General features: G+C 33.5%; 17 protein-coding genes and 1 riboswitch. Of the genes, 8 read left to right on the top strand and 9 right to left on the bottom strand.

Annotation, left to right across the window (positions count from 1 at the left end):
• Positions 1 to 79: 79 nt before the first annotated feature.
• A complete protein-coding gene (locus QA612_RS13985; RefSeq protein WP_278284439.1) occupies positions 80 to 589 on the bottom strand; it encodes a hypothetical protein in 510 nt (169 codons plus the stop codon).
• A 200-nt stretch (positions 590 to 789) separates the two neighbouring features.
• Between QA612_RS13985 and QA612_RS13980 the strand changes: the two genes are divergently transcribed.
• Positions 790 to 1,239, top strand: a complete 450-nt coding sequence (locus QA612_RS13980) for a hypothetical protein (RefSeq protein ID WP_278284438.1) — start codon at positions 790 to 792, stop codon at positions 1,237 to 1,239.
• Between the two features lie 127 nt (positions 1,240 to 1,366).
• On the opposite strand, the gene QA612_RS13975 is transcribed toward QA612_RS13980, so the two are convergent.
• The 6 genes from QA612_RS13975 to QA612_RS13950 all read right to left on the bottom strand — a co-directional run bounded on the left by QA612_RS13975 (position 1,367) and on the right by QA612_RS13950 (position 8,156).
• Positions 1,367 to 3,007, bottom strand: a complete 1,641-nt coding sequence (locus QA612_RS13975) for a S9 family peptidase (RefSeq protein WP_481804443.1) — start codon at positions 3,005 to 3,007, stop codon at positions 1,367 to 1,369.
• 354 nt (positions 3,008 to 3,361) lie between these two features.
• Positions 3,362 to 4,345 carry a Gfo/Idh/MocA family protein gene (locus QA612_RS13970; RefSeq protein ID WP_278284437.1) on the bottom strand — a complete coding sequence of 328 codons (984 nt, stop codon included), beginning with the start codon at positions 4,343 to 4,345 and terminating at the stop codon, positions 3,362 to 3,364.
• Positions 4,346 to 4,482: 137 nt separating this feature from the next.
• A complete protein-coding gene (locus QA612_RS13965) occupies positions 4,483 to 5,733 on the bottom strand; it encodes a DUF418 domain-containing protein (RefSeq protein WP_278284436.1) in 1,251 nt (416 codons plus the stop codon).
• A gap of 291 nt (positions 5,734 to 6,024) precedes the next feature.
• Positions 6,025 to 6,675 carry a YdeI/OmpD-associated family protein gene (locus tag QA612_RS13960; RefSeq protein ID WP_278284435.1) on the bottom strand — a complete coding sequence of 217 codons (651 nt, stop codon included), beginning with the start codon at positions 6,673 to 6,675 and terminating at the stop codon, positions 6,025 to 6,027.
• Between the two features lie 157 nt (positions 6,676 to 6,832).
• Positions 6,833 to 7,015 carry a hypothetical protein gene (locus QA612_RS13955; protein ID WP_278284434.1) on the bottom strand — a complete coding sequence of 61 codons (183 nt, stop codon included), beginning with the start codon at positions 7,013 to 7,015 and terminating at the stop codon, positions 6,833 to 6,835.
• Positions 7,016 to 7,274: 259 nt separating this feature from the next.
• On the bottom strand, positions 7,275 to 8,156 hold the full coding sequence (locus QA612_RS13950; RefSeq protein WP_278284433.1) for an aminoglycoside 6-adenylyltransferase: 882 nt from the start codon (positions 8,154 to 8,156) through the stop codon (positions 7,275 to 7,277).
• Positions 8,157 to 8,527: 371 nt separating this feature from the next.
• Between QA612_RS13950 and QA612_RS13945 the strand changes: the two genes are divergently transcribed.
• The 4 genes from QA612_RS13945 (at position 8,528) to metE (ending at position 12,713) form a co-directional block, all read left to right on the top strand.
• Positions 8,528 to 8,821 carry a hypothetical protein gene (locus QA612_RS13945; protein ID WP_278284432.1) on the top strand — a complete coding sequence of 98 codons (294 nt, stop codon included), beginning with the start codon at positions 8,528 to 8,530 and terminating at the stop codon, positions 8,819 to 8,821.
• 65 nt (positions 8,822 to 8,886) lie between these two features.
• Entirely contained in the window at positions 8,887 to 9,099 is a 213-nt protein-coding gene (locus tag QA612_RS13940) for a hypothetical protein (RefSeq protein ID WP_278284431.1), read from the top strand.
• 100 nt (positions 9,100 to 9,199) lie between these two features.
• Complete coding sequence (locus QA612_RS13935; protein ID WP_278284430.1) at positions 9,200 to 9,796, top strand: hypothetical protein; 597 nt, start codon at positions 9,200 to 9,202, stop codon at positions 9,794 to 9,796.
• A 261-nt stretch (positions 9,797 to 10,057) separates the two neighbouring features.
• Positions 10,058 to 10,238: riboswitch (cobalamin riboswitch) on the top strand.
• Between the two features lie 183 nt (positions 10,239 to 10,421).
• Positions 10,422 to 12,713 (top strand): 5-methyltetrahydropteroyltriglutamate--homocysteine S-methyltransferase, encoded by a 2,292-nt coding sequence (metE, locus tag QA612_RS13930; RefSeq protein WP_278284429.1) that lies wholly within the window; start codon positions 10,422 to 10,424, stop codon positions 12,711 to 12,713.
• Between the two features lie 125 nt (positions 12,714 to 12,838).
• Here metE and QA612_RS13925 read toward each other — a convergent pair whose 3' ends face one another.
• On the bottom strand, positions 12,839 to 13,963 hold the full coding sequence (locus QA612_RS13925; protein ID WP_278284428.1) for a DUF2974 domain-containing protein: 1,125 nt from the start codon (positions 13,961 to 13,963) through the stop codon (positions 12,839 to 12,841).
• A 325-nt stretch (positions 13,964 to 14,288) separates the two neighbouring features.
• Between QA612_RS13925 and QA612_RS13920 the strand changes: the two genes are divergently transcribed.
• From QA612_RS13920 to QA612_RS13910, 3 genes are all read left to right on the top strand, one after another.
• Positions 14,289 to 15,122 carry a GNAT family N-acetyltransferase gene (locus QA612_RS13920; protein ID WP_278284427.1) on the top strand — a complete coding sequence of 278 codons (834 nt, stop codon included), beginning with the start codon at positions 14,289 to 14,291 and terminating at the stop codon, positions 15,120 to 15,122.
• A gap of 76 nt (positions 15,123 to 15,198) precedes the next feature.
• Entirely contained in the window at positions 15,199 to 15,870 is a 672-nt protein-coding gene (locus tag QA612_RS13915) for an HAD family hydrolase (protein WP_278284426.1), read from the top strand.
• Between the two features lie 194 nt (positions 15,871 to 16,064).
• Positions 16,065 to 16,601, top strand: coding sequence for a hypothetical protein (locus QA612_RS13910; protein ID WP_278284425.1), 537 nt, complete (start codon positions 16,065 to 16,067; stop codon positions 16,599 to 16,601).
• Between the two features lie 120 nt (positions 16,602 to 16,721).
• Here the strand turns inward: QA612_RS13910 and QA612_RS13905 are convergent, their stop codons facing one another.
• Positions 16,722 to 17,177 (bottom strand): CBS domain-containing protein, encoded by a 456-nt coding sequence (locus QA612_RS13905; protein WP_278284424.1) that lies wholly within the window; start codon positions 17,175 to 17,177, stop codon positions 16,722 to 16,724.
• Between the last annotated feature and the right edge of the window lie 33 nt (positions 17,178 to 17,210).

The following is a 17,210-nucleotide window of genomic DNA, read 5'->3' as shown; positions in this document are numbered from 1 at the left end:
CTTTCTAGTAATAAATAACGTAAGTACATTTATTCAAATGTAGAAGGAGTTTTTTTAGAATTATACTGAGTTTTTCATTCTAATCCCTGAAAAAACCTTCGAATTCCAGTGTTTGTTTTTGTTGAAAACCAAAGTTATTGTATTCGATAATGAGCTGACTTATGTTATTTTCATAGTTTGAATCGTGTAGTTCCACCCGGAAAACGAGTATGAAATTGTCTTCTACTTTATAGTTTTCTACTGGTAAGTATTCGTTGACATACCCTTCTTCCATTGCGTATTCTTCGTCTATCACTCCCGTTACACCCATTTCATCAATCATCGATGTGACCGATAATTGTAAATCGTCTTTATTTAGCTCCGTTCCATCGTGTTTTATTATTGTTACGTTAGTTAAAGTTGGGTTTCCAAAACCCTCCCAATGGAGACCGTAGCCCATATAAAATGGAAGCCCTTCTTCCACCATTTGGGCATCTTTAGTGATATAAGAGGTTGACCCTATAACAAATTCTCCTTTTGAAAAAACATAGTTAAATAAAATAGAGAATAATATTAGTAGAGATCCTAGTATGATAATCCACTTTTTCATTCAAGTACCCCCTGAGCTAGCTAATTTATCCCCGTTTGTTGTACAGAACCACTTAAACTTCTTGTGCTATCGCAGAGAACTATCTCCTTCTAAATTGGACTGAATAAATTATTTTACTGATATGTAAAACTTTTTTCTCATTGCATCCGTATTAAATAGTAGAGCTAGCATATTCAATCTCATCTGAAAGGAGTCTTCACATGAAAAAGATAAGGACATTGTTCATATTTACCATTGTTATTACTTGTACCTTTCTCTTAATTGTTTTTTTAAACGAGGATCAATGGGACAAAAATGTTAGATTATTAAAAAAAGAAATAGTATCCCTAGATGATACAATTAAAACGATAAATTTAAATGAGGTCACTCCTTTTGAGTGGGATGTGGTGTATTTCTTCGATCCGTACACACCAAAGGACCAAATTTATGAAACAGTTGGCTATAAGTGGGATAAAATTAAGGAAACGGTTAGTGAAGGGATGAATCAAATCGTATTTTTACAAGACGAGAAGGTAGTTGCTTATGTGTACGGATATCCTTCAAATAATGGATACGGTATTTCCTATGTCGGATCAACACTTCAAGTAAACAATTCCTTAGATTTTCAAGTAACGAGACGAGATGGTGTTATTTATTTACATAAATTTTAATGTTTCTTTCGGAAAGATAAAATGGTCTTTGCATAAGCAAAGACCACAAAACTAGCCACTAAAACCAATTATGATAATGATAGATTGAGGAAACACTTACTTTTTTTTCACCTATCGTTTCCTTATGTTAAATAAACCGATCAAAAAACTCCAATACAGTGCGGTACACCTTCATTTCATTTTCTTTTTTAGAGAAGCCATGTCCCTCGTCTTCTAAAACTAAGTACTCCACATCTACACCTTTATCTTGTAGTGCCTTAACAATCTGGTCAGATTCATCCTTCACAACTCTTGGATCATTAGCCCCTTGAATAACTAGCATTGACTTTGCCATTCCGTCCAGATGAGTAATTGGAGAATCCTCCGTCAATCGTTCTTTGTCTTCAACCGGATCCCCTACCCACTGCTTCATTACCGGCTTCCAATGCTCAGGAACAGAATCAATAAAAGAGAAAAGATTGCAAGGACCAAAGATATCTACCACAGCTTTAAAATAATTTGCGTGTCTACCGTGTAAAAGTAAAGCCATGTATCCTCCGTAACTGCCGCCCATTAATAAGATTTTATTGCGATCTGCATACCCATTTTTAATTAACCATTCTAATCCTTCAATATTATCTAATCGTGGACCATGACCCCAGTCACCCTCCACCATCTTCATAAAGTTCAATCCATAGCCTGTTGACCCTCTAAAGTTTGGAGCAAAGATACTATACCCACGGTTTACTAAAAATTGAAAAAGGGCACGAAAGCTCTTTCTCTCAGATGCTTGTGGACCACCATGAGGCCATAAGATAACATGACCATTACTAACTTCTTCTTTTGCTTTAAAAAATAATGCCTCAATCTCTAAATTGTCAAAAGATGGATACTTCAATACTTCTGGTTCTACAAGATCATCTTCTGAGACACTAGGTACTCTTAATTTTGTAAGCTCAGACCAATCTCCTCCAACCTTTTTTTCGTATATATTATGTGGACGAATGGCACTTTTACCAAGAACGTAAATACTACCTTTTTCCGAAACTACTAATTTTTCTACTACACTTACTGGTAAATCCAATGTTGTTACTGTTCTAGCGGCTACATCATATTCATATAAAACATCTTCAACCCCTTTACTAGCAACAAAATATAAGAGGTTTCTATCTTTGTCAATCTTGATTGTGTTTATAGACTCTTTATGAAAAGACAAGATTTCAGTCTTTTCCCTATTGTTTAAATTATAACGAAAAAGGAAGGAATCATCCCCTTCATCCGTGCTAAAGTAAACTTCATCTTCAGAAGCAAATAATCCACCTGTAACCGTATGTCCTTCTGGATTTAATAAAAGATCTCTTCCATTATTACTTATGTATGCTAACACACGCGTATTGGCAAAATGCTTCACATATAAATAACTCTTCTCTTCTGGACTTACCTCGAATAAAAAAGTTCCAGCTTCGCTTCCTTCAATAATAAGATCCTCTTGATCACTATCTATATTGTAACAATACGAATTTAAAAATGTTTCATTCCCTTTAGACGAGCTATAATACAATCGTTCACCGTCCTTAGATAATGAAGTGAAAAAGTGTTTTTCTCCATCAGTAACACGAAGGGGCTTTAATTCTCCCCCTTGAGATTGAATTGCATACAATTGGGTATTCTCATCACCATCTGTATCATGACCAACTACAAGAAATTGACCTGTTTTATCGTAGCTTATGGTCTGAAAGCTTTGATCAACAAATGTTAGAGGGTAAGGAAATTGATGTGGTAAATCCATTGCCCATAAATTATACTTTCCACTTAAATTTGTACTAAAAACGATTTCGTTTCGTCAGGGCTTACTGCAAAATCTTGAATACCATAAGTTCTAAAAAATTGTTCCACGTCCGGTTTGGAAAATTGCACCACTTTTTCTACCTCCTATATTTTGTAATGAATAATTTGTACTTATTTCAATCAACATTAGATCTAGTTTCACTTTAACATTATTTTCCTATTTTTAAAATAAAAAAAATATAAATTAAACGATTAAAAATCCAAAACAAAGGGAGTCTTACCCATATCAAAACGACGGATTGACTAGTGACAATACTAAAGGACAAGGTTCACAAACCTTGACCTTCCAACTCTATTAGTATTTTAGCTCTAGCCAATCATCATGCATTGGATGTCTTAATGCTTCTAACACCACTTGGGCCTCATATCCTACAGAAAAATCATATAATTCAGCATCATGCCCCTGAACGGCCCGAACAAATTCATCAATCATAGAAGATCGTTCTAAGGTATTTGGTTTAATTTTCATTAACGGATCTCCTTTTTCCCCTCCAAGGAGATCACGCCAATTTTTCACCTGTAAAGTTCCTTTCGTACCATATGTTGCAAAAATAAGTTCCTCTTCTCCAGCAATGTCACTTATTCCATCTATTAGAATTATCGTTCCATTCTCTAACATCATTTCTGCAACAATGCTATTTTCACATGCCTTTGGGTCATTTGGAAACTGAAGCTTCGACTTCACTGACTTTATTTTACCAAAAACTCTTTGAATAAGTTGAATCCAGTGAACACCAACTTCTAATATAAACCCACCTTGTTCTCTGCTTGCTACCCAATCTGTTTGCTGCCAAAGTCTTGGCCAATGTGGAAAGTGCATCCTTAAATTGATTCTTCGTAAATCTCCGATAAAGCCGTCTTGAATCAATTTCTCAAAGTGAACGATACTTTCTTGATAATTTAATGGAAAATGCATGCCATGTACAATATGAGGAGAATTTTTTACGACATCGACCATATTTTTCGCTTCTGCTACAGAGTTAGCTAAAGGTTTTTCACAAAGTATATGCTTGTTTGCTTTGACAGCTTCTAACACAACTTTTTCATGAAATTTTGGTGGAACTGCCACGTAAACAGCATCAATATCCTCGTTATTGAGGAGTTCTGTGTAATCTACATATGATTGATTTACATTGTACATTGCTGCAATTTCTTCAAGTCGAGCTTCAGAAATATCACAAATAGCTGATATGATAACATCATCTCGTTGCTGAAAAGATGAGATTAGCCGTTCCCCAATAGCTCCTAGTCCAATAATTCCAATATGTATTTTCGGCATGTTAACTACTCTCCTTTATCTTCACCATGCCAATATTGTATCGGACTCTTCATATCATTGCCAATATTACCCCTGCTAACATCGTCAATAGGTGTGAACAGGGGTTATAAGTAATCTAACCTTATTCAATTTCCTTATTAGTTAGCTTCCTTTAGTGGCTTTTCTTTCATCTGTACAATAGCGTGTTTTCCATAAGTTAATCTTCTCCATAACCATTCCATAGGTCCAAACTTAAAATGCTTCATCCAGAGATTACTCCATACAATTTGTAGACAATAAATTCCTAAAGTTAACAGAATGCCATAAAAAGGACCGACTCTTCCAAACAACCCTAACCCATAGCTGTAAAAAATAAAGGTACAAATGATTGTCTGCATCAAATAGTTAGTTAGTGCCATTTGTCCTACTGGCTGCAAATATTTACTGTATTTAAAGAAACGACCTTTCTTCTGAAGTAACAATAATATGCTCATTACATAAAAAATACTCCATGCAGGCCCTTGGATAAACAATGATCCGTATTGTAGGAAATACCAGGGAGAATCACCACCATCAACAAATGTTTTACCTAAGCTTGCCACAATTAAACTAAGAAGACCAATAATAAAAGAAACCTTAGCAATCTTGCGAATTCGTGGAAGCTGTTCCTCTGTTTTTGTAAATATTCCGGTCTTCCATAAGTACATCCCAAAGGAAAATAAACCAAAAACAACTGCTGCTAAAAAGATATTACCAACATAAACTAAACTTATGTCTTCTAAGCGTTGGATAAATATTTCTCCAATTGTCCCTTCACTATAAGTGATAATAATTTCTTCTACACTAATATTAGGGGGCATTGTTTGTACTTCTTCCGTCATAGCTTGATTAGCCAAAAACATTAATCCTGCTAGTAAAAACATTAGTACTGTTGGTACACCAATCCAGATGAATGCAGATTTTAAATGTGTCTGTGGTTCCTTCATTCTTTTTGAAAGTAGGGCAAAACCAACAATTGCATAGATAACTAAAATATCTCCATGCCATAAAAAGAGTAGATGAATTAGTCCAATAAATAAAAGTACAACTAACCTTCTTCTAAATATTGATTTTACTTCAATCCCCTTCTTTTCTCCTCGTTCCATGAACAGTAGAAAACCAATTCCAAATAGCATAGAAAACATGGAAATAAACTTAACCTCAGCAAAAATAAAAATAAACCATGTACTAATTTGATCAATTGTAGATGTGAATAAGGACTCATTGGTGGACTCTAGTTGTATAATTGGTGTTGAAAAGAACTTCATATTTACCATCAATATCCCAAACAAAGCAATCGCCCGAATAATATCGAGCTTCACAATCCGTTCATTCTGTAACGTAGGCGTTAAGTCTCCTGGTTCATTCATTTCAAATCCCCTCCTAATTAGAAAAGCTCTTGGCGCCTCAATTTAACCTAAGGACGCCCACGTCCTGTGGGTAAAGGTTAAATCATCGACGTTCTATCTCCTAGACTTCCAAAAGTAAAAATAATTTTATAGTTATCTTTTCTATTTAAAAAACCTCAAGTCCCTATCTATGCTAAGTTAAATGTATAACAATTTCGAAAGCGTTAGCAGGTTAAAATTGTCAAATTTATGAATTTTACCCATAATAAAAAGGACAAGGTTACGAAACCCTGTCCCATTGATATGCTACGCTTATTTCTTTTCCTGTCTGTATAGATCCATGGATTTATATCCTTGTGACAATATATCCACCATTTGTTCGGTACGTTTGTCCCGAGTTTTCTGTTGCTTGGCGGAAAAAACATACCGTGCCCAATCCTTTTGATAGCCAGGTGTTAAGCTTTTATAAAAAGATAGCTCATTTGGATGTTCGGATAACAGTTTTTCAATGTCTTCTATATTGTTCTCGTAGTCGGCAACACATTGACTAGCGGGTATAGATTTCTTTTCCTTCTTTTTTTCCCGCTTTAAACCAACAACTGTAAAAACATCATCCATACTTACCATTCTGGAGAATTTTATATCACTATTTGGAACATAGCCATCATCGTCGATTTTCATAGCCGGAAATATTTCATCTCTATGTACGAAGGAATCGTATTTCTTATTCCCTTTTTTTGGATAAGCAAAAAATAAATAGCCCTTTTCAACTAGAAGTTTATCCTTTATTACCAGTTGCGTATATTTAATCATTTCGTCTATCCTAGTAATAAAAATAAATATAGCATCATGATCACCAGTTAAAGAAGTTTGCTTATCCGAAATAATATCATAATCAGCTGGTTCATTAATAACTGCTAAATGATTGTATTTATCAAGTTTTAATTTATCAACGATTGACATATAAAAACCCCTTAATTTTTAGACTCTTGGGGACGGTTCTAGTGAGTCGAAAACTCACTAGAACCGTCCCCACGCCCCACCAAGCCACCAAAAATCCTCCTACTGTTTATCAGAGTAGGAGGACATAAACCATACATGATCAAATTCAAATGGGTTATTAATGCATCCCTTTCCATTCCCCTTGATTTTTTGAGGATTTCGCTTTTTTCGCTTGTTCTTTGTGCTTTCGATTAGCAGCAGCGCTACCTGGCTCTTTTGCAAACTCAGAATCCCTTTTACTAGAATCAAACCCTTGCTTATTCTTTTGCTCAGGATCTGTTTTGCCACTTCTTTTAGCCATACCTATCACCCCTTCTAATTTATTATGAGGAATAAAAAAGAAAATTATTACAACTATGGCACAAGAAAGCCCCTTCATTCATTGATGGGGATGAATTGTGCCAATTCTTTTTAGCTCTTCATCAGTTTATTAACAAAGATACTGCATCCACTTGGCAACTTCATTTCAAGAACCTTTTCTAGACTACCATCTAAGAAATTGTCACGTATCTCAATGGATAACTCCAATTCTTCACCTTGGACTAGGATTATCCACTTATTTAATATATTTCATTAGCGTCAGACGGTAAATTTCTAATATGTTCAAGGTAACGTATCATATTCCTATGGTCGTCTATTGGATAGGTGAAATTAAATCGTCTAGCCACCTCTTCCCCTAAAATTCGAAACAATTCACAAGAAATAAATAGTGAATCCCACATGTTAGAATAATCTCCATTGCAATATGTCTTTATGTACAACTTCCAATATGGTTCTGGAAGAAAATCTTGGAAATATTTACCGAGCTTTCCTGTGGAAACTTGAAAGTCATGGTCTATCCCAATCCACCAATTTACCATTTTAACTAATGAGTCTCTAGTTGCATATTCGAACATTCCTTTTGCATAAGGCAATTCTTTTCGCCAAATTCCTTTTGCAACATTTTGCAAGCACCACAAAAAGTCATTGGTGTAACTATTGAATTCTCCTTCCGTAGGTTCTTGAACACGATAATCAATATCTGATGGAGGAGAAATTGGTGGTAAAATTTGATCTTTATCCAATAAAGGAACAGTGAGTTTATCATTCCCATAAAGCTTAAGCATTTCTTCTTTCACTTGAATTCGAAGATCTATACGATTACCGTCAGTGAATAACATTAAAAATCCGTATGACTTGTTAAAATTAATATCAATACCCCTATCAAAATCATTTTTGTCTGGTTCTTGCATCATTATTAGATTTCCAAAAACACGTAACCATGTCCTAACTTTTAAAAATGAAGCCGTTTCTGACACTACAAAAACAATATCATAATCCTGAAATATGTCTTTTGGAGCATTTGGATTTGTTCTTGATCCATTCATATATGCTGCTCGAATACGTTCGTCTTCTTTTGCAGTCTTTAAAATAATCTCCATCATTTCACGATCGTTCCTCATTATACATCCCTCCAACATTTTAGTTTCACCTCGTTAAACATTAATAAAATGAGGGGACCGTGAACGAAATGTGTCCAATCTCATAATTAGCGTTTATAATTTATTGAGTACTTTTTTCATCTAACCTTCCTTTTAAAGTTAAGATTTTTCTTTTTAATTTATTTCTATATATATTTATCCATTCCTTTTTAAAATACGATATTATGGATATATATTTTTTACATTACTAGAGGCAAATCAAAATGTATCCTTAGAATTGTTAACAGTAATCCTCCATTTCCCTCCTTCAAAAAGGAATATAATGTTAAACTGATTACAACAAAAAAACTGACACGTAACACCAAAAATTAGTATGAGGTGGAATTATAAATATGAAGATAAAATTAAATGTCATTTCCTTTATATTGACGATACTATGTATCATGCTATTTATCCTATATCTTTCTATAGATCTATTAGGAACAAATCTATTAGGAGTACATCCACTGTATATCATCCTTACTTTAACTGTACTAACATTTATATTAGCCGTTTTTGGTTCAATGGGTGCAAACAGTTGGCAAAGCATTTTACGAACAACCTTAAGCATCGTATTAACTTTAAGTTTAAGTGGCGTGTTATCTTATATCATTTTCTTCGGAAAGCTGCTAAGCGGATCATTTTAACGTTCTTAATCGTATAAAGAGATTTACATTCTATCTTTTAAATAATTTCTTTAAGGAGGAGGACGATGGAAAAAAACAGCATTTTATTTTGGGTTTTAACAATAATTTTGTTTATTATATTTTTTCAAATATACTTTTTCATTGTAGATTTATATATTCCGTGGAACAGTTTTACGACAGTTGTATCCATTGCCATATTCGTACTATTTATTATTCCCTTAACACTAGTTTTAGGAAAAAAGTTAACGACATTTATTCTACCAAATAGTGATGTTTAAAAAAGCATAATTAAATTCAGTAACTGCTGCCGTCATTAAAAGTAAGTGTCATCATCATATTTTCATCAAAAAAAATTCATTCAGATATAGGAGATTCCCCATGATACAGCTATCAAAAAAGCAATACTATATTCTACTTCTCTGTTTATTTGTTGCAATAGTATTCGGATATATTAAACATCTTGAAAGTAATAGCCAGCGAGAATACTTAAACCCATTATTAATGGAAAAGATGCATACTATTCGAAATGAAGTCCACACAACCTCCAGTATATTAAATACTGTAATAACAGAAAATGAAATACCGTATGCCCAATGGATTCAATTAAAAAATGGTGTTGAAATGATTGAAGACAACATCTATGAAATGGAAAAAATGGCAAGAGCTTTTTATCCTTATCGTGCAAAAGAACTGCAAAACGCCACAAAAGTAACAGCTCATTTAATATTAAATCAATTGAAATATATAGAAGATAACTTTTTGGAATCAGATCTATATAGATTAGACAGGATAAGTTTTTCATCAGAACCCTATGGACTTTTAGAACCAATATATGAAACGATCTATTCCTGGAATGTAGTAACTAACGAGTACCATGTTACCACGGATATAATTAAACATACGTATTGGGTTGATATGATGATAGAATTAGTAAAATCCTCCATTAAATACCAAAATAATTATCTAGTAGAGTAATTGATTTTTCATTTAGTAAATACTACTTGTTTCAAAACTGGAAGTAAGTTAAGTAATAGGATATATAGTTAGGAAAAAAGGTGGAATATTTTGCGCTAGTGTAGACAGTAACTTGATGATGCAAATAGATATACATATAAAATAAAGATCTACCTGATTATTTTATTAGTATTATATTAGTATGGAAACCCACTCTTGTATTTTACTATTCTAAAAAAATATGTACTTGATTTTTCTAATATGATATAGTTTTAACAAATTACATATCGTGTAAGAGTTGGTGCCAAACTGAGGTTTGGATTAAAAGGGAAGAACGGTGAAAATCCGTCGCTGTCCCGCAACTGTAAATCGGAGTGAATCACTTTATCCACTGTCATGAGACGGGAAGGTGTGAGGATCGATGATGATAAGCCAGGAGACCTGCCAATTTCTAGTACACACCAAATACCTACGAGGAAATAGGTGGTGACATTAATTGTACGACAGACGACAATCGAGCAGTATTGCTTTTCGTGTATTTTTTAGCATTCCGTTCAGTCGCATGTTATAGTCATTTCCCTATCGTGGAGATGGCTTTTTTGTATTTGGAAAATATGTAATGAAAAACTCGTAAGGAGGAAATGAGATGAATTTAGTTAGTACCGTAATTGGCTATCCATACATTGGTGAAAACCGGGAATGGAAGCGAACTGTAGAAGCATTCTGGAAGGATAATATTTCTGAGGAACAATTCTTAAATACAATGAAAAGCCTTCGCATGAAACATTTAAAGGACCAGCAAGCATTAGGACTTGAATTATTAACCGTTGGAGATTTTACCTTTTATGATCGTATGCTTGACCATGCAGCCATGTTTGGAATGGTCCCATCACGATATAATTGGTTAGAGAAAAAAGTAACTCTCCCTACTTATTACGCCATGAGTCGTGGTGCTAAAGACGTGGTAGCATGTGAAATGACAAAGTGGTTTAATACCAATTACCACTATATTGTCCCTGAATATGAAAATGATCAACCACTTAGACTAACAACAAACTATATCCTAGATTATTTTAATGAAGCAAAAGAGGATCTAGGATTAATCACTAAGCCTACAATCATTGGACCATACACGTTTGTTCAATTAGCAAAAGGGTACGATTTGAAGTCAAAAGCATCCTTTTATCTAAAGCTCTTACCTCTTTATGTTGAAATATTAAAGGAGTTAGTAAACGCTGGAGCTGAATGGATTCAAATGGAAGAACCAGCATTAGTTCTTTCCCTGTCTGAAGAGGATATAAAACTAGTACAACAAATATACAAACAACTTTCAGAAGAAGTACCTTCTGCTAAAATTATGTTACAAACCTATTTCGAAGGTCTATCCGCTTATGAAGAAATAACGAAGCTACCTGTTGCAGGGATTGGACTTGATTTCTCTCATGGAAAAAACGAAAACATGGATTCCCTTCGTAAATTTGGTTTCCCAGAAGAAAAAGTTATTGGAATTGGTATCGTCAACGGTAGAGATATTTGGAGAGCAAATTTAGCAGAAAAAGCCACTGACATCGAAGCTATTTTATCCTTAATAAAGGCTAATAAAGCGTGGATTCAGTCCTCATGTAATTTACAGCATGTGCCTGTTACTACTCAATCAGAATCGAAGCTAGAACCAACATTAAAAAACGCACTTTCTTTTGCAAATGAGAAAATTGTTGAAATTACAAATTTGGCAGCCTATGTCCTTGATGATGTGTGGGAAGGGAAAAAAAGTGTCTCTGAAAGTATGTTAGCTACAAATGCATTAGCTGATCATCCTGGAAGAAAAAATTTACAGGTAAAGAAACTCGTTGCACAATTGAAGCCTGAAAATTTCACGCGCCCTATGCCTTACAAAAAACGTCAAGCAATACAGCAAAGTACATTACAACTACCAGATTTTCCAACTACCACAATTGGAAGTTTTCCACAATCAGATGAGGTAAAACAGAAAAGGAAGCAATGGCGTAATGAAGAGATTTCAGATGCGGAATATGAAGCTTTTGTAAAAAAGGAAACGGAACGATGGATTACAATACAAGAAGAGATTGGACTAGATGTATTGGTACATGGTGAGTTTGAACGTACTGATATGGTCGAATATTTTGGAGAAAAACTAAGTGGTTTTGCTTTTACAGAAAATGCTTGGGTCGTATCGTACGGTTCTCGTTGTGTTAAACCTCCCATTATTTATGGTGATGTAGAGTGGTCATCACCAATGACACTGAAAGAAGTAAAAGAAGCCCAACGTTTAACAAGCAAGCCGGTTAAAGGAATGTTGACAGGTCCTGTTACGATATTAAATTGGTCATTTGTAAGGGACGATATTTCAGATGAACAAGTAGCAAACCAAATAGCCTTAGCATTGAGAGAAGAAATAAAAGCATTAGAAGACGCTGGAATATCTATTATACAAGTGGATGAACCTGCACTTCGGGAAGGTCTTCCATTAAGACAAGAAAAACGGAATAGTTACTTAGAATGGTCCATCAATGCCTTTAAACTTACCACTTCTAGTGTGAAAAACGAAACACAAATCCATACCCATATGTGCTACTGTGAATTCAATGACTTTATTGGTCCAATCCGTTCCCTTGATGCAGATGTTATATCTATTGAAACATCCCGTAGTCACGGAGAGCTTATACGTTCACTTAAAAAGAACCCGTATGACCTTGGCATTGGTTTAGGAGTCTATGATATCCATAGTCCACGTGTTCCAAGTATTGAAGAAATAGACACTATTTTAAAAGATAGTTCCGAAGTTATTTCAAGAAAGCAGTTTTGGGTTAATCCAGATTGTGGTTTAAAAACACGTGGTGAAAAGGAAACGATAGCATCCTTAAAACACATGGTTGCCAGTGCTAAAAAATTACGCTATCAGGAACAAATGATATAAGAATGTAAAAATCATAAAGACCACCTTCTTATTTTAAAGATGGTGGTCTTCCAATTTTAAAGTACATGAACGAACATTGACTAGCGTAGTATTATTTACGTACGGGGATATGGATGGTCAAACTTTTATGTTGGAATTTTTGTGACCTCTGTTTTTGCTTCTTTATACACCCGAATACCCTCATTAAACAATAATTTAATTGTTTTTGTTAAAACCTTTTTATTTTCTGGCTCCATGTTATTCACCGCTTTTATAATCTCAATCATTCGCTTCCATTTTTCTTGTGTCAGATCTTCAAGCTTTTCTACATTCATTGTTTCAAATATGAGAAACAATGCGTCTACAAATTGACTTCTCTCCGCTTCAGTCATCTTGTCTAACCAGTCTTTTAATGTGGCATCAAGGAGTCGACTCTCCTTTGTTATATGCGTTACACAGACAAATTCATTCCCTAACACTTCCCAAGCTAACGGATCATGCTGAAGCAACGTTTTTTCCGAACTTTTCACGATGATATATTCCTCTTCATGCTCTAGCATCATTCCAACGATAGATGACTGAGGTACAATTGTTTTAATACGATCAAGCATTTTCTTATAATCTATACTGTCTATGATATCGTGGTGAAAACCAGGACCATCATTATTAAAAACCTCTATGATTCTATTTTTTATGGATGAATTACATTTAATTGCAGCATAAACAGCTAGATTCCCACCTTTAGAATGGCCTCCTACCCTAATGCGATTTTCTGTACCTTCGAATGCAGCTTCTAAGTATGCTACTGCCTCTAATTGAGCAGGTACAGGAGACATAAATGTCATATTGAAATTTTCCTTCCATCCAACTATCGTATTATCTGTCCCACGAAATGCCACGTACACCGTATCATCATCTAACAATATCGTTATAGCAGAAAATTGCTTTTGTTGTACATTATCAATAATGTTCACATACTTTGATAATCGTAAGTGTGCAAAGCGTTCACATTCCCCTACCCGTTTTAACAACATGGCGGACATTTTTGTTAACGACAACTGTGCCATTATTTCTTCTTCATCATATTTTGAATAAAACAATTGAGCTGCATCTTTAATTGTTATACTATCCTTACTATCTAATGGAGGAACAATGTCATGAAAATTTACATATGATAAATGAGATAATATTAAATTGTCTACTTCATTAAAAGGAGACTGCAGCATACTTAAATCCCCTCGCCAGTCTATATAATCCATAATATTTGCCATTATTCGACCACCTCGCAGAAAAATATGCTACATCTCAATTCTATCGCTTATCATTACCTTATTATTCATTATACAGGAAAATGTTTCTTCTTATTACGTACTCACATTTTACTTAATAAATATATATAAATGGACATTCAGAGATTGAAAAAGCTTTATTCCCATATTTAATCTTAATCTTTTCTTCTACCACCCTAAGATCTTTTCATTATATACTCATCATTTTATTTTTTTGAAAATTATGTTAAATTGTTACTATTATAAAAGTGATTGGCAATAAGCAACTGTTCATTTATATCTTAAAATCATTTAGAGGAGACAACCTATGATTTCAGAGTTAAACCAAGAAGAGTTTTATATGTGTAATCATTTAATCCTTCCAGAGAGTCACATGGAAGTAAAAGCAATTATTGAAGGAACCAATCCCGGTCGTATTTTTGTGGATAATACGGAATTCCCCACCTCTGGCTTAATATGGTTAGGGAATAATGATGGCTTCTTTTTTGTTGGGGACGAAAAAAATAAAGCATTCAACGATAAAATAAATAACTTAATTAATACTAAAATCTTACCAGATGCAAAAAGGTTTGGATTAAACTGGTTCGAAGGAATAGGGTATCACCAACTTTGGGACGACACGATAAAACAACTGTTCCAGCAACAAAAATTAGAAAGCTGGAAACAACGGGTTTATATGCTTGAAGAATCAAACTATACAATGGATTCTGAACCAATACTTAACAGAGAGTATACTATTCTAAAAATAAACAAAGAAAATTACTATAACTGTAAGAACACATGTATAAACCTTTCCTTATTAAAATCTAATATACTAGAATCATGGTCTTCTTTAGAACATTTCTTTGACAAAGGAATTGGTTATATGATCACTTACAAAAATAAAATTGTCAGTGTCTGTTTATCTGGTTTTGTTGCAGATAACATCCATTCTATTCATATAGAAACTGTAAAAGAACAGGAAGGAAAGAGTTTAGCTCAAAAGATAGCCCATTGTTTTGTAAAGGAATGCTTTCAAAAAGGTCTAAAACCATATTGGGATTGTACTGAGACAAATTATCCATCCGTTGCCATAGCTAATAAACTAAACTTCAAAATGAAATTCACTTATGAAGTATATGGTTTTCGTATGCGTGAATAAGGCTTGGAAAATTCACGCTTTATTTATATATCCATATAAAATTCGGCTGAAATAATTTGTGAAGGGAATAAATAATATGATTAAAGCAGTATTGTTTGATTTAGACGGTACATTATTAGATAGAGATACCTCTTTAAGACGATTCATTGATTCTCAATATGAACGATTAGACCTTTCTAGTTTATCCATTCAAAAAAAAGAGTATGTAAATAGATTTATAGAGCTAGATAACAATGGCTACGTTTGGAAAGATAAAGTATATCAACAATTAGTGAGAGAAATGCAGATAAATCATATATCGTGGGAAGAACTCCTTCATGATTATATAACTTTTTTTAAAAACCACGTTGTACCCTTCCACCATCTTTATGATATGTTAGAAGAATTGAAAAAGAAAAATCTTCTATTAGGGATAATTACGAATGGGAAAGGCAATTTTCAACTGGATAATATCCATGCACTACGCATTTTTCAATATTTTCAAGTTATAGTAGTCTCTGAATTTGAAGGAATGAAAAAACCTCAATCACAAATATTTCTTCATGCTTTAAAGAAAATTAATATATCACCTAAGGAAAGTGTATTTATAGGAGATCATTTCGTTAACGACGTTGAAGCTTCTGAGAAAGCTGGAATGATTGGTATTTGGAAGAAAAATGATCAATGGAACAATATGAATACGCAATACATCATCGATGATTTAATAGAAATACCAACAATAATTAACAAGATAAATGGTACAATCTAAAGGATTTATTATCAATTAGCAACAGTACTTTTAAAGTGGAAAAGCTTTATACATCATAAAAAGACTCAAAAGAACCGATCCCTTGAAACCTTTTTATTACTTAAAACGTAAATGAATAAATAAAGAAATGTAAAATATCACACCATGTAATTTACTATTGATTTGACTAACTAATGTAGTAAAGAGGTGAATATATGAACATAACTATTGATGGGATTCATTGGACTTTAAGTATCATGTTGATTTTATTATTAATTCCTATATTTATGTATTTTTTCAAAAAGCAAATAGCAATCAGATTATCAATGGCCACAGTATTATTATTAACTGTAATACTCCTTTTCTTAGGATACAGGGGGCAATTCACTACGTTTGAAGAGTATGCTTCTAATGGCATTCAAATGGACGATCTCCATAGAATGCAAATAATTATTAATGATGTATCAAGTGATTATTCAGAATCTATAGCATTAGCGAATATACATAATGAGGAAGTAATTAGACAAGTGTTAGATGATTTTTCAAATGTGGAACTAAAGCGAGATGCTGACGTCCGATATTACGATAGAAAATACCGAATTCAAATTACATCTAGAAATTATTTCTCCTTTTATGTAGATGAAGATTATTTAGATCATTATGAAATTATCAACGATACGGATCACTTAAACACAATTAGATCATTAATTGAAAGTGATGATGTGCATTGGGTGGATTTACGAGATGAGTAATCGACTTTTAACGTTTAATCTACACTTACAACTTAAAAAAATAGGAAGCCACATGACTAAAATGCGGCTTCTTTCCTATTTTCAAAGAAAATTGTATGTTCAATAGTTTCTCTAAACATCTCAATCTTCTAAATAAAGATGACTCATAATATCTCGTCGAGAAATAATGCCCACTAAATGATCATTATGATCAACGACGGGTAATCTTTTGAAATTCTTATTAACCATAATTGTTGCCGCATGTTCAATAGTATCATCCAGATTTACTGCTACTACCTCTCGACTCATCAATCCACCGGCTTTTTGACTCATAGCCTGTTTTAGTTCTTCCATAAACTTTTTTGGACTATCGAGATAAATAAAGCCTCCTAATAATTCAATTGCTGCTGGTACTTGAACATGTGAAGCTCGTTTTATTAAATCTTTTTCGGTAACAATACCAACTATTTCATTTCTGATGGTTGTTACAGGTAAACTACTAATTTTATTTTCAATAAGAAGCTTCGCACAATCTTCCACAGCTGTTTCTTCATTTACTGTAATCACATTTTTTGTCATCACATCTTTTACATACATGGACAATCCCTCCTTTAATCAAATAATCAGAAG

The organism is Evansella sp. AB-P1, assembly GCF_029688925.1.
GTDB lineage: Bacteria > Bacillota > Bacilli > Bacillales > Salisediminibacteriaceae > Evansella.
Note: the sequence above shows the minus strand (reverse complement) of the source record. Positions and strands in the feature narration are given on the sequence as shown.